General features: G+C 61.3%; 17 protein-coding genes. 14 read left to right on the forward strand and 3 right to left on the reverse strand.

Going from position 1 to position 23,029, the window contains the following annotated elements; all coding sequences use genetic code 11:
• The first annotated feature begins 86 nt into the window (after positions 1 to 86).
• The 8 genes from speB to ACFX4T_RS17535 all read left to right on the forward strand — a co-directional run bounded on the left by speB (position 87) and on the right by ACFX4T_RS17535 (position 11,084).
• The gene (gene speB / locus ACFX4T_RS17500) at positions 87 to 1,157 is read left to right on the forward strand and encodes an agmatinase (protein ID WP_377652949.1); all 1,071 of its coding nucleotides are present in this window, start codon (positions 87 to 89) and stop codon (positions 1,155 to 1,157) included.
• Positions 1,154 to 2,857 (forward strand): thiamine pyrophosphate-binding protein, encoded by a 1,704-nt coding sequence (locus ACFX4T_RS17505; protein WP_377652952.1) that lies wholly within the window; start codon positions 1,154 to 1,156, stop codon positions 2,855 to 2,857. The genes speB and ACFX4T_RS17505 overlap by 4 nt, the downstream gene beginning before the upstream one ends.
• 210 nt (positions 2,858 to 3,067) lie before the next feature.
• Positions 3,068 to 3,550, forward strand: coding sequence for a MarR family winged helix-turn-helix transcriptional regulator (locus ACFX4T_RS17510; protein ID WP_216926094.1), 483 nt, complete (start codon positions 3,068 to 3,070; stop codon positions 3,548 to 3,550).
• A gap of 9 nt (positions 3,551 to 3,559) precedes the next feature.
• Complete coding sequence (locus ACFX4T_RS17515; protein ID WP_377652954.1) at positions 3,560 to 5,692, forward strand: MFS transporter; 2,133 nt, start codon at positions 3,560 to 3,562, stop codon at positions 5,690 to 5,692.
• Positions 5,693 to 6,010: 318 nt separating this feature from the next.
• On the forward strand, positions 6,011 to 7,744 hold the full coding sequence (locus ACFX4T_RS17520) for an ABC transporter ATP-binding protein (protein WP_377652956.1): 1,734 nt from the start codon (positions 6,011 to 6,013) through the stop codon (positions 7,742 to 7,744).
• Positions 7,741 to 9,816, forward strand: coding sequence for an ABC transporter ATP-binding protein (locus ACFX4T_RS17525; protein ID WP_377652958.1), 2,076 nt, complete (start codon positions 7,741 to 7,743; stop codon positions 9,814 to 9,816). The genes ACFX4T_RS17520 and ACFX4T_RS17525 overlap by 4 nt, the downstream gene beginning before the upstream one ends.
• Before the next feature lie 74 nt (positions 9,817 to 9,890).
• Complete coding sequence (locus tag ACFX4T_RS17530) at positions 9,891 to 10,307, forward strand: thioesterase family protein (protein WP_216926178.1); 417 nt, start codon at positions 9,891 to 9,893, stop codon at positions 10,305 to 10,307.
• Positions 10,308 to 10,316: 9 nt separating this feature from the next.
• The gene (locus ACFX4T_RS17535) at positions 10,317 to 11,084 is read left to right on the forward strand and encodes a copper homeostasis protein CutC (RefSeq protein ID WP_377652960.1); all 768 of its coding nucleotides are present in this window, start codon (positions 10,317 to 10,319) and stop codon (positions 11,082 to 11,084) included.
• A gap of 15 nt (positions 11,085 to 11,099) precedes the next feature.
• Here ACFX4T_RS17535 and ACFX4T_RS17540 read toward each other — a convergent pair whose 3' ends face one another.
• From ACFX4T_RS17540 to ACFX4T_RS17550, 3 genes are all read right to left on the reverse strand, one after another.
• A complete protein-coding gene (locus tag ACFX4T_RS17540) occupies positions 11,100 to 13,688 on the reverse strand; it encodes a GH32 C-terminal domain-containing protein (RefSeq protein WP_377652962.1) in 2,589 nt (862 codons plus the stop codon).
• A 125-nt stretch (positions 13,689 to 13,813) separates the two neighbouring features.
• Entirely contained in the window at positions 13,814 to 15,019 is a 1,206-nt protein-coding gene (locus tag ACFX4T_RS17545; protein ID WP_223948146.1) for a NosD domain-containing protein, read from the reverse strand.
• A 176-nt stretch (positions 15,020 to 15,195) separates the two neighbouring features.
• Positions 15,196 to 15,378 (reverse strand): hypothetical protein, encoded by a 183-nt coding sequence (locus ACFX4T_RS17550; RefSeq protein WP_223948148.1) that lies wholly within the window; start codon positions 15,376 to 15,378, stop codon positions 15,196 to 15,198.
• Between the two features lie 378 nt (positions 15,379 to 15,756).
• Between ACFX4T_RS17550 and ACFX4T_RS17555 the strand changes: the two genes are divergently transcribed.
• The 6 genes from ACFX4T_RS17555 (at position 15,757) to ACFX4T_RS17580 (ending at position 22,998) form a co-directional block, all read left to right on the forward strand.
• The gene (locus tag ACFX4T_RS17555) at positions 15,757 to 17,037 is read left to right on the forward strand and encodes an ABC transporter substrate-binding protein (RefSeq protein ID WP_377652965.1); all 1,281 of its coding nucleotides are present in this window, start codon (positions 15,757 to 15,759) and stop codon (positions 17,035 to 17,037) included.
• Between the two features lie 70 nt (positions 17,038 to 17,107).
• The gene (locus ACFX4T_RS17560) at positions 17,108 to 17,995 is read left to right on the forward strand and encodes a carbohydrate ABC transporter permease (RefSeq protein WP_223948149.1); all 888 of its coding nucleotides are present in this window, start codon (positions 17,108 to 17,110) and stop codon (positions 17,993 to 17,995) included.
• Complete coding sequence (locus tag ACFX4T_RS17565; RefSeq protein ID WP_223948151.1) at positions 17,995 to 18,948, forward strand: carbohydrate ABC transporter permease; 954 nt, start codon at positions 17,995 to 17,997, stop codon at positions 18,946 to 18,948. The genes ACFX4T_RS17560 and ACFX4T_RS17565 overlap by 1 nt, the downstream gene beginning before the upstream one ends.
• Positions 18,949 to 18,994: 46 nt before the next feature.
• Positions 18,995 to 20,389 (forward strand): right-handed parallel beta-helix repeat-containing protein, encoded by a 1,395-nt coding sequence (locus tag ACFX4T_RS17570; RefSeq protein ID WP_377652967.1) that lies wholly within the window; start codon positions 18,995 to 18,997, stop codon positions 20,387 to 20,389.
• 15 nt (positions 20,390 to 20,404) lie between these two features.
• On the forward strand, positions 20,405 to 21,457 hold the full coding sequence (locus tag ACFX4T_RS17575) for a LacI family DNA-binding transcriptional regulator (RefSeq protein ID WP_216926105.1): 1,053 nt from the start codon (positions 20,405 to 20,407) through the stop codon (positions 21,455 to 21,457).
• Positions 21,454 to 22,998, forward strand: coding sequence for a glycoside hydrolase family 32 protein (locus ACFX4T_RS17580; protein WP_377652969.1), 1,545 nt, complete (start codon positions 21,454 to 21,456; stop codon positions 22,996 to 22,998). Before ACFX4T_RS17575 ends, ACFX4T_RS17580 begins: the two co-directional genes overlap by 4 nt.
• Positions 22,999 to 23,029: the final 31 nt, after the last annotated feature.

The following is a 23,029-nucleotide window of genomic DNA, read 5'->3' on the forward strand; positions in this document are numbered from 1 at the left end:
GATGCTTATTAGGAAACTTTGAGTGTATGATGGGTGTCACACAGTTACTGATTCATCTCGACCTATCCACTAAGGAGTGGCGCATTTTGGAAGAGCTCCGTATTGAGGCCAACGGGAACCTTGGCCCCATCGATTCGTCCCGCATCCCGCGCTACGCCGGTGCTGCCACCTACGCCCGCCTGCCCCGCCTTGACCAGGTCTCCAAGGCTGACGTCACCGTTGTTGGCGTGCCCTTTGACTCCGGCGTTTCCTACCGCCCCGGCGCCCGCTTTGGCGCGAACCATGTGCGTGAGGCCAGCCGCCTGCTGCGCCCGTACAACCCTGCCTGGGATGTCAGCCCGTTCGAGAACATCCAGGTGGCGGATGCCGGTGACATGGCGGTAAACCCGTTCAACATCAACGAGGCCATCGAGACCATCCAGCAGAACGCCCTGGACCTTACGGCCAACGGCAGCAAGCTCGTCACCCTGGGCGGCGACCACACCATCGCCCTTCCGCTCCTGAGGGCAGCAGCAGAGCGCGCCGGTGAGCCAGTGGCCATGCTCCACTTCGACGCACACCTGGACACCTGGGACACCTACTTCGGGGCGGAGTACACGCACGGAACGCCGTTCCGCCGCGCAGTGGAAGAAGGCATCCTGGACACGGAGGCCATCAGCCACGTGGGTACCCGCGGTCCGCTGTATGGCAAGAAGGACCTCGACGACGACCACCGCTTTGGCTTCGGAATCGTCACCTCCGCTGACGTCTACTACCAGGGCGTCCTGGAGACGGTGGCCAAGATCCGCGACCGCATCGGAAACCGTCCGCTGTACATTTCCGTGGACATCGACGTCCTGGATCCGGCACACGCCCCCGGCACCGGTACACCTGAAGCAGGCGGCATCACCAGCCGCGAACTGCTTGAGATCATCCGTGGATTCCGTGGCATGAACCTCGTCGGTGCGGACATTGTGGAAGTTGCCCCTGCGTATGACCACGCGGAAATCACGGGCGTGGCCGGCAGCCACGTTGCTTATGAACTGGTAACCCTCATGGCGGACAATGCCGTGGAAGGTGACCGCCACGGTGCTCCCAACGGCTACGCCCAGCAGGCCCTCGGTGCACGCATCGTAGAACTCGCCCAGGCAACCGGCACCGCGGGAGAGACGCGATGATCGATTTCGATCCAGGCACTGCCGCGCCAACGCGCGGTACCGATCAGCGCAACGGTGGGGACCTCGTCGTCGAGACCCTTGAAGCGTTGGGTGCGAAGACCGTGTTTGGTATCCCCGGGCAGCACGCTTTGGGTCTCTTCGACGCCATGGGCCGCGGGAACCTGCACTTCGTGTCTTCGCGCGTGGAGAACAACTCGGCGTTTGCGGCCGACGGTTACTCCCGCGCCACCGGCGAAGTAGGCGTGCTGTTCCTGTCCACCGGTCCGGGTGCGCTCACCTCCCTTGCTGGTTTGCAGGAGGCTTATGCCACCGGCGTTCCGATGGTGGTTATTGCCAGCCAGATTCCGCTTGAGGGCTTGGGCGCGCGCCGCAAGGGCATGCTGCACCAGTTGGATGACCAGAAGGCTTCGGCTGCGAACGTCACCAAGAGCCAGCGCCTGATCCAGCATGCCTCGGGGATCCCGTCGGCCATCCAGGACGCCTGGACCGAGGCGATTTCCTCGCCGCAGGGTCCGGTGTGGATCGAGATTCCGCAGAACGTCCTGCTGGATCCGATCATGGTCCCGCCGGTGGAGGACGCGCTCGCCGAGGCAGCAGACAACCCGCCGCGCGTCGAGCTGATCCGCGAGGCCGTGAAGTGGCTTTCGACGGCGGAACGTCCGGCGATCATCGCAGGCGGCGGTACGCGCCGTGGCCGGGCTGAGAAGTCGCTGCTCTCCATTGCCGAGCAGCTGCGTGCTCCCGTCATTTGCACCCCTGGCGGCAATGGTGCGTTCCCGTGGAAGCACGAGTTGTCGTTGCAGTCGTGGATCGAGGACCGGTACATGACCGATGTCCTGGAAGACGCCGACGTGCTTATAGTGATCGGTTCATCCCTCGGTGAAGTGACGTCCAACTACTTCACGTTCGAACCCCGCGGCCGCATCATCCAGATCGACGCCGAACCGCGCGTCCTCGAATCCAACCGGCCAGGCTTGGGCATCCGGGCCGACGCCGGCCAAGCCCTGGCAGCCTTGGACGAGGCACTGGCAGCAGCTGGTGCCGCGGACACTGTGAAGCGATCCTGGCACGGCACCAGCCCGGAGGACGTGGTCAAGGAATCCCTGGCCAAGGTCAAGGCACGCCTGGAATCCCAGGACCTGGCCAAGGAACTGAAGTTCATGGCCGATATCCGTGAAGCCGTCCCCGCGGACATGCAAACCTTCTGGGACATGACCATCTCCGCGTACTGGGGATGGAGCTGCTGGGACGCCCGCGAAGGCCAGTTCCATTCCGCGCAGGGTGCTGGTGGCCTCGGCTACGGCTTCCCGGCGGCAATCGGAGGTGCCGTCGGCCTGGAAACCGCCGGCAAGCCCGGCAGGGTGCTCGCTGTTTCCGGTGACGGTTCCTCGATGTACTCCATCTCCGAACTTGCCACGGCGAAGCAGCACAATATCCCGGTCACCTGGCTGATCGTGGACGACGGCGGCTACGGCATCCTCCGCGAATACATGGTGGGTGCTTTCGGCAAGGCCACGGCCACTGAGCTGGCACGCCCGGACTTCGTGAAGCTGGCAGAGTCGTTCGGTGTTCCGGCTCGGCGGGTTTCCCCGGAGGAAGTAGGGGACGCGCTCAAGGAGTCATTCGAGGCGGATGGCCCCAACGTCGTCGTGGTTGAGACGCTGCTGAAGATGTTCGGTCCCACCCACCTGGACGACTAAACGGATCACTAAACAACCAAATCAATCAGCCCCCGTACGGAACGCCGTGCGGGGGCTGACTGCCTTGTAGGGCCTGCCCTGCGCCCCAAAACCTTGGATTCGGACGCGAAGCAGGCCCCGCAACAACTGCGTGTTCAATCTTCTTTAGTTTCCCAAAGCAATCAATATGAGTTATAGTTGCTCTAGGCAAACAAAAAAGGGGTGTTTTCCATGTCCGTCGGTTCTGCCACAGCAACCGATCTTGTGCATCAAATATTCGATCTCCAGCGCACCCTGCGCTGCGTGGTGACCGCCCACATGGCGCGCGTTCCCGACGTCGGGATGGCTGTCCAAGGCGTCATGCGCTTCATCGGCGAGGGGGAGACCCGGGCAACGGCACTAGCTGCGCGCTTGGGTGTCAGTGCTCCGGTCCTGAGCAGGCATGTCGCCGAACTCGAGGAACTTGGCTTCGTCGCAAGGCGGCCTGATCCTGCGGACGGCAGGGCCCAGCTGCTTGCCCTAACGGAGGATGGCGCGGCGAAGCTGCGCGAGGTCGAAGAACAACGCAGTGTGAGGCTGCGGGATTACCTGGCGGATTGGAGCGAGGCTGACGCCCTCGAGGCCTCCCAGGTCATCAACAAACTCACGACCTCCCTCAAGGACTCAATCCGGGCAACGGCGGCCGGCTCCACTACAACGACTCACACAGCTTAGGAGCCACGCATGGCCACACCAGTTCAGAATGCCGCCTCGGGGCAGGCCGTCGGGCGCAATACGCCGGGAATCGACACAGCCGCCGCACCCATGACGCATCGGCAAATCATGGAAGCCCTCACGGGACTCCTCGCGGCCTTCTTCACGGCGATCCTCAGTAGCACGATTGTCGCCAACGCGCTGCCAACCATCATGTCCGAACTCAAGGGCACGCAGACCGATTTCGCCTGGGTCATCACCGCCGCTTTGCTGGCGAACGCGGCCACGACGCCGATCTGGGGAAAGCTTGCTGACCTCTTCGACAAGAAGCTCCTGGTCCAGCTGAGCATCATTATTTTCGTGGCGGGCTCCGTCATGGCCGGCCTGTCCGAGACGATTCCGCTGCTGCTTACCGCGCGTGTCATTCAAGGCATCGCGTTGGGTGGCCTCACCGCCCTGGCCCAGGCAATCATCGGTTCCATGATTCCGCCGCGGGATCGTGGCAAGTACTCCGGCTACATGGGTGCCGTGATGGCAGTGGGCACTGCCGGGGGCCCGCTGCTGGGTGGCTTCATTGTGGACAGCCCGCTCGGCTGGCGCTGGACGTTCTTCGTCTGCGTACCACTGGCTGTGGTTGCGCTCATCCTGCTTCAGGTGACCCTGAAGATCCAGCACGTCAAGCGTCCCGCCAAGATCGACTGGCTCGGCTCCATCCTCCTGACTTCGGGCGTGAGCCTGCTCCTGATCTGGGTTTCCTTCGCCGGCAACCCGGACTACTACGATTGGTTCTCCTGGCAGTCAGCGCTCATGGTGGGCGGTGGCGTAGCGCTGCTGGCGCTCCTGGTGCTGGTGGAAACCAAAGTCGCCCAGCCGATCATTCCGCTCAAAATCATCTCCGAGCGCACCACGGCACTTGCCATCATCGCGTCGATCGCGGTCGGTATCGCCATGTTTGGTTCGTCCACGTTCCTGGGCCAGTACTTCCAGGTGGCCCGTGGAGCCACGCCGACTGAGGCAGGGCTGCTCACGTTGCCAATGATCGCCGGCAACCTTATTGGTTCTGTGGCATCGGGCATCCTGATCAGCCGCTTTGGGAAATGGAAGCGGTTCCTGATCGGCGGCTCCGTGCTCCTGATCGGCGGCCTCGCTTTCGCCGGCACGATGGACCACACCACGGAACTCTGGATCGTCGCCATCTACACCGGTGTGTTCGGCCTCGGCCTGGGCATGCTGATGCAGAACCTGGTACTCGCCGTGCAGAACACAGTCCAGGCCAAGGACATCGGTACCGCCAGTGCGTCCGTTGCATTCTTCCGCTCTGTGGGTGGGGCAATCGGCGTGTCGGTCCTTGGGGCCATCATGTCCAACCACGTGAAGGACCTGGCAGTTGAAGGGATGGCCGCCGCCGGTATTCCGGTCCAGGGTGGTGGGTCCGGTGCCAGCATGGACCTGGCCGATATGCCAGCGCCCATCGCGGACATCATGCGCGCCGCATACGGCGACGCCACCGCCCAGATCTTCCTGATCTCCGCGATCATCAGTGTGGTGGCGCTCCTGGCTGTGCTGTTCATCAAGGAACGCCCGCTGCGGCGCACTGTTGACGCGGCGCCGGAGAAGGAAACCGTCCCGGCCGCGTCCGGTGATGCTGCCAAGCCTCTGGATACAGCGTCTCTGGCTGCAGCGTCTCTGGATGCAGTTTCTTTGGATACCGCCGACGCCCCTGCCGCTCAGCCGGGAACGTTCGACGACGGCGCAAGCCGCCTTAATGCCGGGCGTCGCCTTCCAGGTCGCGTCCAGGAGAGAGGCGAGGGTCCGGGCACGGACTCGGGATCCGATCTTGACCTCGAATTCGCCCGGATCCTGACCCAGGAACGCTCCCAGCCAACGGCGGACGTCAAGGAATTGCAGGAACAACTGTCCCGCACCCAGTACGTCTTGGCCGAACAGCAATTGCAGCTGAGTCGGGCCAACGTTGAGCTGCAGGCCCGTTTGCGGGAGCTGCAGAAGGTCGGGGAGCAGCAGGCCCGCACTGCCAGCGAACTGTCCGCCCTCCGCAAGGAGATCAAGCGCGAACGCAGGCAGCAGGAGCGAATGGCCTTGCTCCTCCTCCAAGGCGTCCAAGCGCGGGAGGCACGGCCGGACCACGGCAAGCACGCGGGCTAGTACAGCTAGACATCACGGATCCTGCCCTCGTTCGAAACTCCCGGCGTTCTACGCGCGGTGTGGCGAACAACGGCGGGACCAAAAGCGCCGGCTGGGTGACCAGCCGGCGTTTTCGTTGCGTGCAGCGGCTGATCCGGCTGCGGTGCCTGCGCCAGCGGGAGCACATCCGACACGCGAAATACTCCGCTGGGATGATCTTTTCCCTAGGTTGTTTCGCCGAGGCAACGGATTTCGTAGAGTAGGGAGGCTAATACTGTCAGCCCTTGCTGCAACACTTCTCTTACTTCATTCACGCACTCTTTCTAAGGACCCGTGGGCATGCTTGTCACCCTTATACGGCGCTACTCCAAGCCGTATTTGCCGCAGATAGTGGCCGTCCTCATATTCCAGTTGGCGTCCACTATTGCCACGCTCTACCTCCCAAGCCTCAACGCCAAAATCATTGACGAGGGAGTATCCCGCGGCGACACCGATTTCATTTGGCGCACCGGCGCAATGATGCTCGCCGTTGCCCTCGGCCAGGTGCTCACCGCTATCGCTGCGGTGTACTTTGGTGCGCGGACAGCGATGGCGATCGGTCGTGACCTCCGGCGCAGTGTCTACCGTCAAGTGAGCAGTTTTTCCGCACAAGACGTGAACCGTTTCGGTGCTCCTACGCTGATCACACGAGGCACCAACGATGTCCAGCAGGTTCAGATGCTGGTGCTGATGGGCCTGAACTTCATGGTCTCAACACCCATCATGTGCGTGGGTGGCATCATTATGGCCCTCCGCGAGGACCTGAGTTTGTCGTGGCTGGTCTGGGTTTCGGTACCCATTCTGGTGGCAGTGGTGGGCTACCTCGTGGTCCGGTTGATGCCGCTGTTCCGGTCAATGCAGACCAAGATTGATGCCATCAACGGTGTGCTCCGTGAGCAAATTATTGGTATCCGGGTCGTCCGTGCCTTTGTGCGCGAACCTTACGAGGCCAAGCGCTTCGGTGATGCCAACCAGGACCTCACCGCGGTCTCGGTGAAGATCGGCAATCTCTTTGTCCTGATGTTCCCGGCCATCGGCATGATCCTGCACTTGTCTACTGCCGCGGTGCTGTGGTTCGGCGGTCAGCGTGTGGACTCCGGCGACATGCAGGTGGGATCCCTTACGGCCTTCCTTCAGTACCTGTTGCAGATTCTGATGGCGGTCATGATGGGCACGTTCATGGCCATGATGATTCCCCGTGCTTCCGTTTGTGCAGACCGCATCGGCGAGGTATTGGACGTAGAGCCTTCCATCCACAATCCGGTTTCCCCTGTGGTTCCGTCCGAGAAGAAGGGACGCGTGGAGTTCCGCGATGTCACCTTCAAATACCCCGGGGCCGAGGCTCCTGTGCTGAGCAACATTTCCTTTACGGCGGAGCCGGGCAAGACCCTGGCCATCATCGGTTCCACAGGCGCAGGCAAGACCACCCTGGTCTCCTTGCTGCCGCGGCTTTACGACGTCGCCTCAGGCAGTGTCCTGCTCGACGGCGTCCCTGTCACCGAGCTGGATGCCTCGGAGATCACCAGCCGTGTCTCAGCCGTGCCGCAGAAGCCGTACCTTTTCTCCGGGACCATCGAGCACAACCTGCGCTTTGGCAAGCCCGAGGCTACCGACGAGGAACTGTGGGAGGCGCTGGAAACGGCGCAGGCCAGGGGCTTTGTTGAGGAAAAGTCATCAGGGCTGGACCGTCGCATAGCCCAGGGCGGCACCAACGTTTCCGGTGGCCAGCGGCAGCGCCTTTCCATTGCCAGGGCCCTGGTGACCAAGCCGAATGTCTATCTCTTTGACGATTCCTTCTCCGCTTTGGACGTCGCCACAGATGCCAGGCTCCGTAAAGCGTTGAAGGCCAAGACCCGGGACGCAACGGTCATCATCGTCGCCCAGCGTGTCTCCACCATTGCGGACGCGGACGAGATCCTGGTCCTGGATAACGGCCGCATCGTGGATCGCGGAACGCATGATGAACTCCTGGAGACCTCGCCGACGTACCAGGAAATCGTTGAATCCCAGCTGAGTGTAGAGGAAGTCGCATGAGCGAGCAGGACCAGCAGAAGAAGCGTGGCTGGGCTGCCAAGGTAGAAGCCGCAAAGAATGCCAAGGCTACGGCGGAGGCAGAAGCGGCAACCGAGGTGCTTGACGATGACGTGGTGGATGAGGAGTACGTCCCGTCCGAAGCCGATGGCGGTATGTTCGGCAATCTTCCAGCCAAGAAAGCCAAGGAGTTCTGGCCATCCGCCAAGCGTCTCATGGGCCTGTTGAAGCCTGAGAGTCTCGGCGTTTACATCGTGATCGGCCTTGTGGTGGTCTCGGTGGTCCTGAACGTGATTGCGCCCAAGATTCTGGGCAGTGCGATGGACGTAATCTTCGGCGGCGTCATGGGCAAACAGCTCCCGCCGGGCGTCTCGCAGGAACAGTTCGTAGAGCTCATGCGTCAGCAAGGCCAAGAGAACTTTGCGGACATGGTCTCCAAGATGGAACTCACCAACGGGATCAATTTCCCCAAGCTGACGTTCCTCATTTCGATCGTCCTCCTGATGTACTTTGTGGCCAACATGTTCCTGTGGGCACAGGGCTGGCTGCTCAACAGGATTGTCATGCGAGTCATCAAGCAGCTCCGTAATGACGTCCAGGCAAAGCTCAACAGGCTCCCGCTGAACTACTTCGACACCCGGCAGCGAGGCGACATCCTTTCCCGCGTCACCAACGACGTCGACAATGTCCAGCAGGGCCTCCAGCAAGCGTTCGCACAGTTGGTGAGCTCCGTGCTCACCGTTGTGGGAATCACCGTGATGATGTTCATCGTGTCCTGGGAACTGGCACTGATCGCGTTGATCGCCTTGCCGCTTTCCGGAGTCATGGCCGGCTTCATTGGTGCCAAGAGCCAGAAGCTCTTCGCTGCGCAGTGGAAGAACACCGGCTCGCTGAATGGACAGATCGAGGAGTCCTTCTCCGGGCATGACCTCGTCAAGGTATTCGGGCGCGATGCTGACATGCTGGTGCGCTTCGATGAACGCAACGAGGCCTTGTACAAGGCGTCCTTCGGCGCCCAGTTTGTTTCGGGTGTCATTTTCCCGGCCATGAACTTCGTGTCCTACCTGTCCTACGTCGGCATTGCGGTGGTGGGTGGCCTGCGGGTTGCTTCGGGCTCCATGAGCCTTGGCGATGCCACGGCCTTCATCCAGTACTCGCGTGAATTCACCCAGCCTCTGGGCCAGATTGCCGGCATGGCGAACATGCTGCAGTCCGGTGTCGCCTCGGCCGAGCGCGTCTTTGAGTTCCTCGACGCCGACGACGAAGTTGAAGAGACCGGTACCCGCCACCTGCCAGCCAAGACCGACGGCCACGTGGAGTTCGAGCATGTCTCGTTCAGCTACGTGGAGGATAAGCCCCTCATCGAGGATCTCTCCTTCAGTGCGGAGCCTGGCCACACGGTGGCGATCGTCGGGCCTACGGGTGCTGGAAAGACCACCCTGGTGAACCTTGTCATGCGGTTCTACGAGCTCAATGCCGGACGCATCACCCTGGACGGCGTCGACATCAAGGATCTCAGCCGCTCCGAGCTCCGGTCCAAGGTGGGCATGGTGTTGCAGGATGCCTGGCTGTTCGGCGGAACCATCTACGACAACATCAAGTACGGCAACCTGGATGCCACCGAGGAACAAATCATGGAGGCTGCCAAGGCCACCTACGTGGACCGCTTCGTGAGAGCCCTTCCGGACGGTTATCAGACGATCATCGACGAAGAAGGCAACAACGTCAGCGCCGGTGAGAAGCAGCTCATCACCATCGCACGTGCGTTCGTTTCCGATCCGTCGCTGTTGATCCTTGACGAAGCTACGAGCTCGGTCGATACCCGTACCGAGCTGCTGCTGCAGAAGGCAATGGCCGCGCTCCGCACCGACCGGACCAGTTTCGTGATCGCCCACCGTTTGTCCACCATCCGCGATGCTGACACCATACTTGTCATGGAGAACGGGCAAATCGTGGAGCAGGGCAACCACAGCCAGCTGTTTGCGCTCCAAGGTGCCTACTACCGCCTGTACATGTCCCAGTTTGCCGGTGAGGAAGAGACTGCCGTGGATGACTCGACGGCGGTGCACAGCTGAGCGCGAATTCCCTGAGCACCGGGTTGCACTCCCGGGATTCCGTGGACCCCCAGCGCATCGAGGTACTCGTACCTATGCGCTGGGGCGACATGGACGCGTACGGGCATATCAACAACGTGCAGATCGTACGCATGCTGGAAGAAGCCCGAATCGCGGCTTTCGGACCACCACGGGGTGCCGGCCTTCCGGGCATGGAACCGCCGGCGGCCCTCTTCAATGACGTTGAAGAGGGCACCATGACGTTGGTTGTGGAGCACAAAGTCCGTTACGTGAGGACTTTGGAATACCGCAACATCCCGGCCTTGGTGGAGATTTGGGTTGGCGCCATCAAGGGTGCCAGCTTTGATCTTCACTACGTCATCAAGGACCCCGTTACAAAGGAAGACTGTGTCAAAGCCACTACGCACCTGGCCTTCGTGGCAGAAGCGACCGGCAGGGTCCTCAGGCTGACTCCGGACCAGAAGGAAAAGCTGGAGCGTTACCGCGCGTAGAGTTTCACCATGAAACTTGAAATCGCCGTGGTGAGCGCGACGGGTGCCGGTACGGCCGCATCCGAAGGTGCCGATCGGATTGAGCTCTGCAGCAGCCTGGAACTTGGTGGCATCACGCCAAGCCAGGGACTACTTGAGGCCAGCATGGAACATGTTGACGGACGCCTGGAGATCCACGCTCTGGTGCGGTGCCGCCCCGGCGATTTCCACTACTCCGCCTCGGATGTGGACACGATGGTGCACGAGGTACGCCACTTGCTGGCTCAGGGCGCCCACGGAGTAGTGGTGGGCGCCCTGACCGCGGAGGGCGACGTCGACGTTCATGCGGTTCAACGCCTGGTGGATTCTGCCCGGGACGCCAGCCCGGATGCGCAGTTGACCTTCCACCGCGCGATCGACCAATCACGGGATCCCATGGCCGCCCTTGATCATTTGCTGGAGCTCGGCTTCAGCAGGGTACTTACGTCGGGCCACGAGGCCACAGCAGGTGCAGGCCTTCCCACCCTGTCCGAGATGGTGGAGCGGGCCGGGGGAGCCCTGGAGATCATGGCAGGAGGCGGCTTGCAGCTTGGCGATATCCCGGCGATGCACGCAGCCGGCCTCTCGGCAGTTCATATGTCCGCCAAGAGAACCGTCTCTACGCTGGGTCAACGAACCATTTCCCTTGGCACGCAGGACGGTGCCGACCCCACCGCTTATACCGTTACTGACCGGGAAACGGTCCGCATGGCGCGAGCGGAGATCAACGCGCTGGAACTCGGTGCTCCTCCGGCATAGTTTCCACCGCTGGGGTCAGCCTCCCCACATTGCCTGGTTCAGGGGAGTTACCGTCATGCTTTCGAGCCGTGCGGTTCCTCCTTCTGCGAAAACCGAGATGTTGGTCGCCCCAGCGCTTGGAAAGACCTGGTCCGTGATGGTGGTCAGGCCGTCCTGGGCGAAGAGCTCCACGGATGCACGATCAACGTACAGGCGCAGGCGTAGCCGGCCGTCGATCAACTCCACGCGCGGGTCCTCTACTGAACTGAAGGCTGGATGGAATCCCTCGTTGCCCGAGTTGGTCCTGTCGATGGAGAGCCGCTTCGTGGAGGGAACGTAGCCAATCCGGGTTGCTTCGGTTCCGTTATCGAGGACTTTCACGCCAAACGCCGATGCCGTCCCCGGAGAGAATTCGGCGTCAACCTGGACCACGTCACCGGTGATGGGGAGTGTGGTTGTTCCGGGCGTGATGTCCTGGGCCGGCGCAGTATATGCGGCCGCCGTGTTCTTCAACGCCTCGGCCTGGGACACCACCTGCTGCCGCAGCCGCGGACCCGCGGACGTCTGGGTTAGTACCACTTCTCGCGGCAACGCCATGGTTCCGCGCCATGTGGTGGTGGGAGTGTCCTGACCGTAGTCCCAGTTGTTCATCCAGCCCAGCATGATCCGCTTGCCGCCTGGAGCATTGTTGAAGGACACCGTGGCGTAGTAGTCCCTGCCCCAGTCCAGCCAATCGTGCTGCTCGAGGTAGGAGGCATCCGAGGAAACGAATTCGTCGGCGAGGATGTGTCCCCAGCCGCCGCGGTTGTTGTCCACGATCTTGATGGTCGCCTGGCTGCCTTTGTAGGCGCTGACGTCCCAGGCTTTCCACTCCAGATTTTCGGAGTCATTGCCGGTGGCGGTACGAACTGTCTGACCATTGACCACAAGGTTCACGGTGGTTTCGGCGCTCCTGGGCTTCGCCGGCTCTGAACCCAACACCATGTTGTCCAGTGTCAGATGGCCCCATGGGCCGGTTGCGTTGTCCACAACCCGGATGCGGGCGATCTGGCCGTACCATGGGGAAACGTCCCAGTTCTGCCAGTTCAGGTCGCCCGCATTCGAGCCAGTTGAGGTACGAACCGGCACGCCTCCCACCAGCAGTTCAACCTGGAGTTCCCCGTTGGTTCGGCTGCCGCCGCCTAGGAGGAAGCCGATGTTGGTGTTGGTCAGGTAGAACTCGGGGGACGTGATGGTGCCGACGTTGTTGTCCTGGTACGGGCCGCCTTCGAAAGTGTTGATCCGTTTTCCGATGGCGAATTCACCGCCCGACGACGAGGGGTTCAGTGCCGTCTGGAAGTCGCCGGTAAGCTGCCAGCCGGCTTGCGTGAGTGTCCCGGGGTAGTCGAAGCCGTCGAATAGCAGGTACCCCGAAGGGGCTTGGTTTCCCGATTGCTTTCCGATTTCCTGGGGGTGCTTTCCGCCGCCGGCGAGGAAGTTGAGGTAGTCCTTGTCCAACGTAAACGGTGCTGATTCCATAGTGCCCACGGGTGCATCGCCACCGTGGAAGCCGTTGACGAACCCGGTGCCGATGGTGCCAGTAACCGCCATTTGCCCTGAAAGAGTTCCCGAGGCGGGGGCGCTTCCCCAAGGCCCGGAACTGTTTGACGGATCGTTCTGGACGTTCCAGCCGCTGTAATTGCCACCATTGAAGCCGGCAAGAAGGTTTCCCGGAGGAAGCTGGCTGGCGGGATCGATATTCTCGGCGGTGAAGGAAGTGCCGTTGAAGGTTCCTACGAAGTATTGTCCGCCGCTGCCGCCGGCCACGGCTCCGGGGTTGATATTCACCGAGAGGACCCACTTGACGTTGTTTGGATCTCCGTCGACGGCGAGGGGGAACAGATCAGGGCATTCCCACTGTCCTCCGGTCGCATTTGCCGGACCGAAGTCATCCAGATAGTTCCATTGCTTCAGGTCGTTGCTCTTATAGAAGAGGACACGGTGTTCGTCAGCTTCAACCGCTGCCATGACCCAGTAGTCCGGACCGGTGGGGGAGCCGTACCAGAAGACCTTGGGGTCGCGGAAGCTGGACGTGTTCCTGTTCAGGACCGGATTGTTGCCGTACTTGGTCCAGGTCTGCCCGTCATCGGTGCTGAAGGCCAGTGACTGTGCTTGTTTACCGGCGAGGGTTGGGTGGGCCGCGGTGTAATTGCTCGTATAGATGGCCACCAACGGCGGATTTTGGAGGGTCCCGAGTCCGCTGGTGTTCTGGGTGTCCACCACGACGGATCCCGAAAAGATTTCCTCGATCACCTGGCCGGATCCGTTGAAACCCCGTGGGATAGCGAGTGGTTGTTCCTCCCAATGGATCAGGTCGGTGGAGGATGCGTGGCCCCAGCTCATGTCTCCCCACCGTGTTCCGTTGGGGTTGTACTGGTAATACATGTGGTATTTGCCGTTGTGGAACACGAGTCCATTGGGATCGTTCATCCAGTTCGCTTCCGGCGTGTAGTGCAGGTATGGCCGGTATTGCTGGGTGGCCGGATCCGGGTCGGTGGCCTGCGCGGTGGCGGCAACGGAGAATGAGGCAGCGGTGAGTGCCACGGCCGCCCCGATCGACATTAGGGCTTTGGCGCGTCTTGTCATCGTTGACAGACCTTTCGTCAAGGGCTTGCGTTTCAGGATGACGACGGCGGACCCGCCTTGTGGTGCGACGCCCGCCGTCGTGCTATTCGCTATTCATATTCATGTCGTGCGGTGACGCCGCGCAGCTATGGCGTTGCCCTGAAGGCGTAGTTGGACGCGTACCGGACCACCTGATTGCTGTCGCCGCTGTCCAGCACCTTGGATCCGGACGTTGATGCATCCAGGACTACGGTGTGCACGGCAATGGCCGAGACGGTGTTGTTGGTGGCGATGTAGTTGTTGTTTCCGGAAGCCACCAGGATGATGGTGGGCGTCTGCCCCGACGGCGTGACCGAACCCGAAGCGACGTCGTAGCTGAAGTGGTTTCCAGTAACCGTGTTGTTGCTGCCCGCAATGTGCACCAGGCCGAACAGATCGTCCAACCCGTTGTTGTAAGGCTTAAGGGGATCGAATGGTTCCATCTGGCGCAGGAAGTGATTTGCTCCAATGAGGTTTTCGGTGCAGCTTCCCTCGAAGTTCACCATGCCGGGGTAGAACGCATGGAAGCGGTTGGACGTAATGGAGGAGCGGGTGCAGTCCTTGAAGTGCACGCTGCTCTTGCCCCGGGGGAAGACGTTGTTGCCCGTGACCAGCAGGCCCATGTGCCCCTCGGCGAAGATCGAGAATCCCACGAAACCGGCACCAATGAGGTTGTCGGTGACCTTCGAGGCCTGGCCCGATCCTGTCAATTCCACGCAGGAGCCACATTCAGCAAGGAAGTTGCTGCTGACGCTCAGGGCATCTGTATCCCTGACAACAAGCCCATGCTCCAGGTACACCATTCCCATGCGCTCCACCCGGCAGGAATCGTTGGCGGAATCGAAGCGGATGCCCGTTTTCCCATTGGTGTAGTCGTTCTCGTTGGAGCCGAAGGAGACGCCATCAAGGCAGAAGTTCTCGAACACCACTGCGCTAATCCGTGGATCACCTGTGCGGTAGACCCGGAAGGCGTCTGTGTTCCCGTCAGTATTTTCCACCCTGACGCGGCTGGCGCCAGGGTTGATCTCGTGCCAGCCCGATGTGTTGCCGGCGTTGTAGCGGATGCTCAACGAGGTGAAGCCATGGCCCGATCCCCGGATGGTCAGGAAGCTGATGTCCACATTCACCCTGGTCTTCAAGGAGTAGTCTCCCGGCGGGATGTAGATGACAGCACCGGGCTTGGACGCCTGGCTGGTCTGCTGGCTCTTGATGTCAGCGATGATGCTGTTGATGATGAGCCCGATGTCGTTGTACGGGGTAGCGGACGGATTCCCTGGAACGCTCCAGGTGGTGACGTCGTAGACGGTGGTCAAAGCTGGTTCTCCTCACATCGTTGGGGGACTGAACTGTGTTGCTTCTCTTCAAGTGCGTCCGGAACCGCCGGCGCCGTGCTCTGCATGCTCGCTCGTGCCTAGCTTGGACGCATGCTGCCACACGCCTCCGGCGGTTCCGGGTGTTTCTACAGACGGGTGCTCCATAGACGGTTGCTTTACAGGACGCCGATAAGGTGGCGGTGCCCCCGCGGCTGAGTGCCGGCGTCGGGCGTTGCGACCACCGGCCCTGGCGCCGCGGCAGCAGCGCTGCCCGTGGCCGCCACAGCAAAGGCAACTGCTGCCGATGCCGTGAAAGCGCGGAGCAGGCTTCGTCGGCTGATGTCCGGGACGGGTTTCATACTTTCTCCAGTGAATAGGGTCACCAAGCGTGGACGCTGGTGAGAGATGGGAAGGGACCGCCCTAAGGGTGGAGACCGGTGGACGGGAAGAACAGGCATCAAGAACACGCGTCGCCCTAAAGAACAGGCGTGAGCGGAAGGGGCACAGCGGGTCCCAAAACCTGCCGCATCAGCCAAAATATGCCAAAACGGTTTATCTGCCTGCGACGATGACTTTAGAGCTGGGCCATCCAGCTCGTCAAGATCCCGCACGAGCCAAAATGTGACGCTTGACATACCCGGGAAAACGCGCCTATGGTGTTGCCAAGTCGTTTTGGCAAAACGATTCTCCACTCCACAAAAATCCTTCAATCCCGTTCCAAGAGAAAGTCGACAGCGATGTCCACTCGAAAGACCATCTCCAGGCTCGTCACACTCGGCGGGCTCTGCACTGCCGTCGCACTCGCAGCTACGGGTTGCGGTGCCGGGGGCCCCGCACCCACATCCGGAAGCGCGTCCAGCACCGTCAACGTCCTGGTGGAAGCCGGCGGCCACGCCGAGCTCACGGGCGTTGCCGAGCAATGCAAGAAGGACACCGGCCTCAACGTCAACTTCGTCGAACTGCCTTATGACGGCATGTTCAACCGGCTCTCCAGCGAGTTCTCCTCCGGCAACGTTTCCTTCGACGTCGCCGCATTGGACTCCGTCTGGCTCCCCAGCTTCAAGGATGCAGTCCAGCCCATCGATGAACTGTTCACCGATGAAGCCAAGAAGGATATTTTCCCCGCCCTCGTGAAGGAAGCCAACGTAGACGGCCACTTCATCGGAATGCCTGCCTGGACCAACGCAGAGATCATCCTGTACCGCAAGGATCTCTTCGAGGACGCCAAGAACAAGGCAGATTTCAAGGCAAAGTACGGTTATGAACTGACAGCCCCCACCACGTGGAAGCAGTACCAGGACATTTCCGAATTCTTCACCAAGGACGGCATGTACGGCACGGATGTGAAGGGCGCCGTGGAAACGGAATGGCTTGCCCACGTCCTGCAGGCCGGCTCGCCGATGGTCCTTGATGCGAACAACAACGTGATCATCGATAACGCTGCCCACAAGGAAGCCCTCGACTTCTACGTCAGCCTCACCAAGTCCGCCCCTCCGGGCGCTGCACAGGTTGACTGGGCCGCGGCACAGAACCTGTTCAACCAGGGCAAGACCGCCATGACCCGCTTCTGGGCCCACGCTTACCGGCAGATCCCCAAGGACTCTCCCGTAGCGGGCAAGGTGGGAGCCGCAGCGATGATTGGCGGCAGCGCCGGCGTCGCGGGTGTTCCGGGCCCGTGGTACCTGTCCGTACCCAAGGCCACCAAGAACGCTGATGCCGCCAAGAAGTTCATCAAGTGCGCTTACGACAACAACAGCATGGGTGTGGAATCAAGCCTGGGACTCGCCTCGCGCATCTCAGCGTTTGAGAAGTACCAGAACCAGCCGGGCTACGAGAGCTTCAAACCGCTGATCGAAACGCTCAACGGCAAGGCAACCGCAACGCGTCCGGCAACAGCCAAGTGGCAGCAGATCGTGGATACCGTTCTGGTTCCGCTCCTGCAGAAGGCTGTAGCCGGCGGTGACTCCGCCACCCTCCTGGCTGACGCCAAGAAGCAGATCCAGGACCTCCTCAAGTAAAGACTCCGCGGCTGGCACCGGCAGACTCGGCCGGTGCCGCCCGCGGTCCCAACAAACAGAAGAGAAAATCGTGCGTATCTCCGATCGCCGCTTCGCCCTATACCTGATGACCCCAGCGGCGCTGTTCCTGGCCGTGTTTGTGGCCTACCCGCTGTTCCGCCTGATCGCAGACAGCTTCTTCAAGATTTCGCCCATCGCGGGCGGCCCGCGGGACTTCGTCGGTTTCCAAAACTATGCGGCAGCGTTCGCCTCTGAAGCCTTTATGGGTGCCGGCTGGCGGACCCTGGCTTACACCGTGGTGGTAGTGACCCTCGAATTCGCACTCGGCCTTGGGATGGCCTTGTTGTTCACCACTCTCGGACGCAAGTCCCAGGTTTGGCGGACTGTCTTCCTTTACCCGCTGATGATTGCGCCGATCGTGGCCGGCCTGCTCTGGAAGTTCCTGATGATCGATAACTTCGGCCTCATCGGGACCCTCCTGCACCAAGCGGGCATCCTCTCCAACCCCAACCAGATCGGCTGGCTCTCGGACCCGAACATCGTGCTGTTCTCGGTAGCCGTCCCCGATATCTGGCTCACGACGTCCTTCATGTGCCTGGTGCTGTTCGCCGGCCTCCAAAACATCCCCGGCGACCTCATCGAGGCAGCCCGCCTGGACGGCGCCAAGGCACCGGCGCTCCTGTTCCAGATCATTCTTCCGCTCCTCCGCCCGGTAATCGCCGTGGCACTGGTGGTCCGCGGAATCGATGCCGCCCGGGCCTTTGACACCATCCTCATTCAAACCAACGGCGGCCCGCAGTCCGCCTCCGAAACCATGAGCCTGCTGATCTACCGGACCATGATCCGCTTCGGCGATCCCGGCCTGGCCAGCGCCATGGGCACTATCTACCTGCTGGCGATGCTCGCCGTCGCATTCTTCGCGGTGGCCACCATCTGGCGGCCAGGAAAGGACAACTGATGCGCGTCGCCGAACGAACAAAGCCCGACGGCGGGAAGGCGCCTACAGTGAGTGCCAGGAGTTCCGTTTCAACCGCCACGCATGTTGCCCCGCGCAGGCGCCGCGGCGTCAACCGTGAAGGCCTTGAGGCTGGACGCCGCAGCACCAGGACCATCCTGTGGATCCTGCTCGCTGCAGCCATGGTGCTGTACGGGTTCCCGTTCCTGTACCTGCTGTTTACGTCCTTCAAGACCCCGATCGACACCATCGCCGTTCCACCTACCATCCTTCCCAAAGAATGGACCCTGGAGAATTACGCGAACGCCCTTGGCCGTAGCGGTGTGTTGGCTTCATTCATCAACAGCATCCAGACCGCGATCATCAGCACCCTGCTGTCCTTGGTACTGGCTGTCCCAGCGGCTTATGGCATCACGCGCTACAAGACTCCGAGCGGCAGGGTGTTCATCATGGCCGCACTGGTCACCCGCATGGTGCCGCCGGTAGCAATCGGCATTCCGCTGGCATCCATGATGGCTTCGGCTGGTTTGGCGGATACCCCGATCGCGTTGTCCATTGCGCACACCACCATTTCCTTGCCGCTTTCCATCTGGCTGATGTCCAGCTTCTTCGAGGCTGTTCCCCGCGACCTGGAAGAGGCAGCAACGGTGGATGGCTGCAGCAGGCTCGGCGCGCTCTGGAGGGTAGTGATCCCGGTGGTTTCCGGAGGCATCGCCGTCACCGCGATCTTCGCCTTCCTTGCATCATGGAATGAGTTCCTCTTCGCACTCCTGATGACCGCCATCCGCTCCCAGACGACTCCAGTGGTCATCGCGAATTTCCAGACCCAATTCGGCCTGGACTGGGGATCCATGACGGCGCTGGCTGCCGTGTACTCCATCCCGGTCATCCTTCTCACCCTTCTCCTGCAGCGCAAGATCGTCGCAGGCATGACGCTCGGCGCCGTCAAGGGCTAAGAACCGTCAAGGGCCGGGAAACCACACCACAAAAAGGGCAGAAGCTATGTCAAGCAACAACTACTACGACGTCACTACGTGGCCGGTCGGCAACCCGTCCGAGGACGTCGGTGAAGTCATCAACAGCATCATCGCCGACATCAAGGCCCGGCAAGCAGCCACCGATGTGAACAACGGAGGAAAGCCGGGAGCGGTGATCTACCTGCCACCCGGGGACTACCACCTTCGTACGCAGGTGGTGATCGATATCAGCTTCCTCAGGATCCAGGGCTCGGGACACGGCTTTACGTCGTCAAGCATCCGGTTCAACGTTCCCGAAGACGAGTGGCCCGACCTGCATGAGCTGTGGCCCGGAGGAAGTCGCATTATTGTCGATCTTCCGCTCGGTGTTGACGGGGAAGCCTCCGACGAAGCCAAGGGAGCAGCCTTCTACATTGAGCGAAGCGGGAGCCCCCGGATCAGCTCGGTGGAGTTTTCCAACTTCTGCATCGACGGCTTGCACTTCACCCCGGACGGCTCGGAGCTGCCACCGGAAAACACTTATGTGAATGGCAAGACCGGCATCTATGTGGCGAGCGCCAATGACTCATTCCGCGTTACGGGGATGGGGTTCATCTACCTTGAGAACGCCCTCACGATCCATAACGCCGACGCGCTTTCCATCCACGACAACTTCATTGCTGAGTGTGGAAGCTGCATCGAGTTGCGCGGTTGGGGACAGGCGTCAAAGATCACCGACAATTTGATCGGAGCAGGTTTCAAAGGCCACTCGATCTATGCCAGGAACCATGGCGGGCTCCTGATAACCGCGAACAACATCTTCCCCAGGGGTGCGAGCAGCATCCATTTGGACGGCGTCACGCGTTCCAGCGTCACCAATAACCGTCTGCATTCGTTCTACCCCGGGATGGTGGTCCTCGCAGCGAACAGTTCCGAGAACCTCGTGGCAACGAACCACTTCCTGCGGGACCATGAGCCCTGGACGCCGTTCCTGGGAGTCGATAACGGGCTGGACGATCTGTACGGGCTTCTCTGCGTGAGCGGGAGCAACAACTCTGTGGTGGGCAACCACTTCTCCGAGGTCATCGACGCGCAGGGCATCCGTCCCGCAGGTGCGACGCCGGTCATCATCCGGTTGCTGGAGGGGGCTGGAAACTTCGTCTCCAACAACCACGTGGTGGCGATGGACGTTCACTCCGCATCAAGTGACTCCTGCTTCTCCGCCCAGGTGGATGCCCTGCTGACCACGGGTGTTTCCGACGGGCTCGCCGTCACGGCCGTCCTGGTCGATCCCGGATCTGCCCGGAACACGATCCTTGATTCCGGAACTGACGCCCAGGTTATTGCAGACAGGGCTGTAAACGCCTTGAGGGCCACACCGACAGTCGGTTTCCAGGCGGCACATGCTGATTCGATCGCAGGATCAGCACCAACATCATGAGGACGTGGGGGACCAATGACCAATAGATCAGTGGGTATCAAGGATGTGGCGGCAGAGGCCGGGGTTTCGGTCACCACCGTCTCCCACGTCCTGAACGATGTTGCCTACGCCCGGGTCGGCGCAAGAACCAGGGAGCGCGTCCAGGAAGCCGCACACCGTCTGGGGTACGGCCCTAACCGTCTGGCTCAAGCCCTGCGGACGCAACGTTCAGGGATGATCGGGTTCATCAGCGAGGAAATCGCCACCACGCCTCATGCAGGCAGGATCATCCTGGGCTCGGAGGAAACTGCCAAGCGCCGGGGCTACAACATCATGATCATCAACTCCACCAGCACCAGTTCCCAGGAGTCCAAGGAAAGCCAAGTGGCGGACCTGCTGGACCGGCAAGTGGACGGCATCCTGTACGCCACGATGTATCACCGGAAGCTGGCTGTTCCCAAGAACCTGGCGGGACTTCCTGCGGTCCTGGTGGACTCCGAAGATATCAGTAACACTGTTTCCTCCGTTATCCCCGACGAAGTGGGCGGCGCAAGGTCCGCCGTGCAGACACTGATCGACGCCGGTCACACCCGGATCGGGATGCTCAACAACACCGACGACGTGCCTGCAACCCACTCCCGGTTGCGGGCCTTCAAGGAAACGTTGGCAGACGCCGGGCTTCCGTTCCACGAAGAACTGGTCCAGTCCGAACATTCGGAGATGCCTGGTGGCTACCAGGCGGCGCTGCGTCTGCTGAAACCTGAGAGCCGGCCAACGGCCGTGTTCTGCTACAACGACCGCATGGCCATGGGTGCCTACCGGGCCGCTGCGGAACTTGGTCTCAGGATTCCGGAGGACATCTCCTTCGTCGGTTTCGACAACCAGGAACTCATTGCCGAAAACCTTTACCCTGCGCTGACAACAGTCGCCCTGCCGCACTACGAGATGGGTGCATGGGCAACGGAAAACCTGATCGATGCCATCGAAGGGAAATCCGACCTGCAGCTGTTCGCCACCCACCCCACCGTTCTTCCATGTCCCATGGTTCTTCGCGATTCCGTCGCATCCCTCCCGAAAGACCTCCGATGACTGAAACAACAACGCACCGTGCCGGTCTCGGCGAAGACGCCGCCTCAACGATGCGCCCGATACTTCACTACACGGCCAGGAACACCTGGCTGAACGACCCCAATGGACTGGTTTGGCACGACGGTCTCTACCACCTCTTCTACCAAAACAACCCGTTCGACAACGTCTGGGGCAACATGTCTTGGGGGCATGCCACCTCAACAGACCTGCTGCACTGGACTGAACACCCGGTTGCTATCGCCTGTGACGAGGAAGAAGACGTGTTTTCCGGCAGCATCGTGGTGGACCACGGCAATACCTCGGGATTCGGCACCCAGGAAGAGCCTGCGTTGGTGGCCATCTACACGAGCGCCTTCAAGGAAGGCTCGACGCACCAGGGGACTCAGGCCCAGTCCCTCTCGTTCTCCACGGATGGCGGCATGACCTGGAGCAAATATGCGGGCAATCCCGTGCTTGGCCGCGGCTCGGCGCATTTCCGGGATCCCAAGGTGTTCCGCTACGAGGGAACTGCCGGCGCCTGCTGGGTGATGGTGGCCGTGGAGGCCCAGCATCAGCAGGTTGTCATGTACCGCTCGGCCAACCTGAAGGACTGGGAATACCTGAGTACTTTCGGTCCCGCGAACTCGTCGGAGGGCGAGTGGGAATGCCCGGACTTGTTCCCGCTCCCTGTCGACGGGAACCCGGAGAACGTCAAGTGGGTCCTGGTGGTTAACGTCAATCCTGGTGCCGTGGCCGGTGGCTCGGGAGGGCAGTACTTCGTGGGCCACTTCGATGGCGTGCAGTTCACTGCCGATCCTGATTCGCTCGTTTCACCGGATGCTGACGGATCCACCGATCTCAGGCAATGCCTGTGGCTGGACTGGGGGCGTGACTACTACGCCGCGGTCTCCTTCAGCAACACCCCGGACAACCGCCGCATCATGATCGGCTGGATGAACAACTGGGACTATGCCAACTCCTTGCCCACGGCCCCGTGGCGTTCGGGGATGTCCCTTGCCCGCGAGGTGGAACTCGCGACTGTAGAGGGCCTGCCGCGCCTGGTGCAGCGGCCCGTGCTTCCTCTGGTGCGGCCCCTGGACTCCGGTGTACCAAACAGCACTTTCCAGGACGTGGAACTTCACGATTCCGTGCTGGAACTGCCCGACGCCGTGCCCGGATCAGCCCAGCTGATCGAGGCCGAGATCCTGCCCGGCTCGGCGCGGAGCATTGCGTTCAGGCTTCTATGTGCCCCGGACGGGAGCGCCGCAACGGTTCTCAGCTTTGATCCCGTAACGAGTCAACTCACCCTGGACCGCCGCACTTCCGGAAACACAGCCTTCCACGAAAAGTTTGCGTCGGCAGAGTCGGCGCCAGTGAAGCTCGACGGCGGTGTGCTGAGGCTGCGTATTATCGTGGACCAGTCCGTGGAGGTCTTCGCCCAAGACGGCAGGGTTGTCCTGAGCGATCTTGTTTTTCCCCTCCCCGGGAGCCTGGGCACCGACCTCCGCGTGGAAGGCGGCACGGCCACTGTCCTGAAACTGGTTGTCAGCTTATTGTCCTAAGGACAGGGCTGGTTCGAGTCCGGATGGGAGA

Source organism: Paenarthrobacter sp. YIM B13468 (assembly GCF_042788025.1).
GTDB classification, from domain to species: Bacteria; Actinomycetota; Actinomycetes; order Actinomycetales; family Micrococcaceae; genus Arthrobacter; species Arthrobacter aromaticivorans.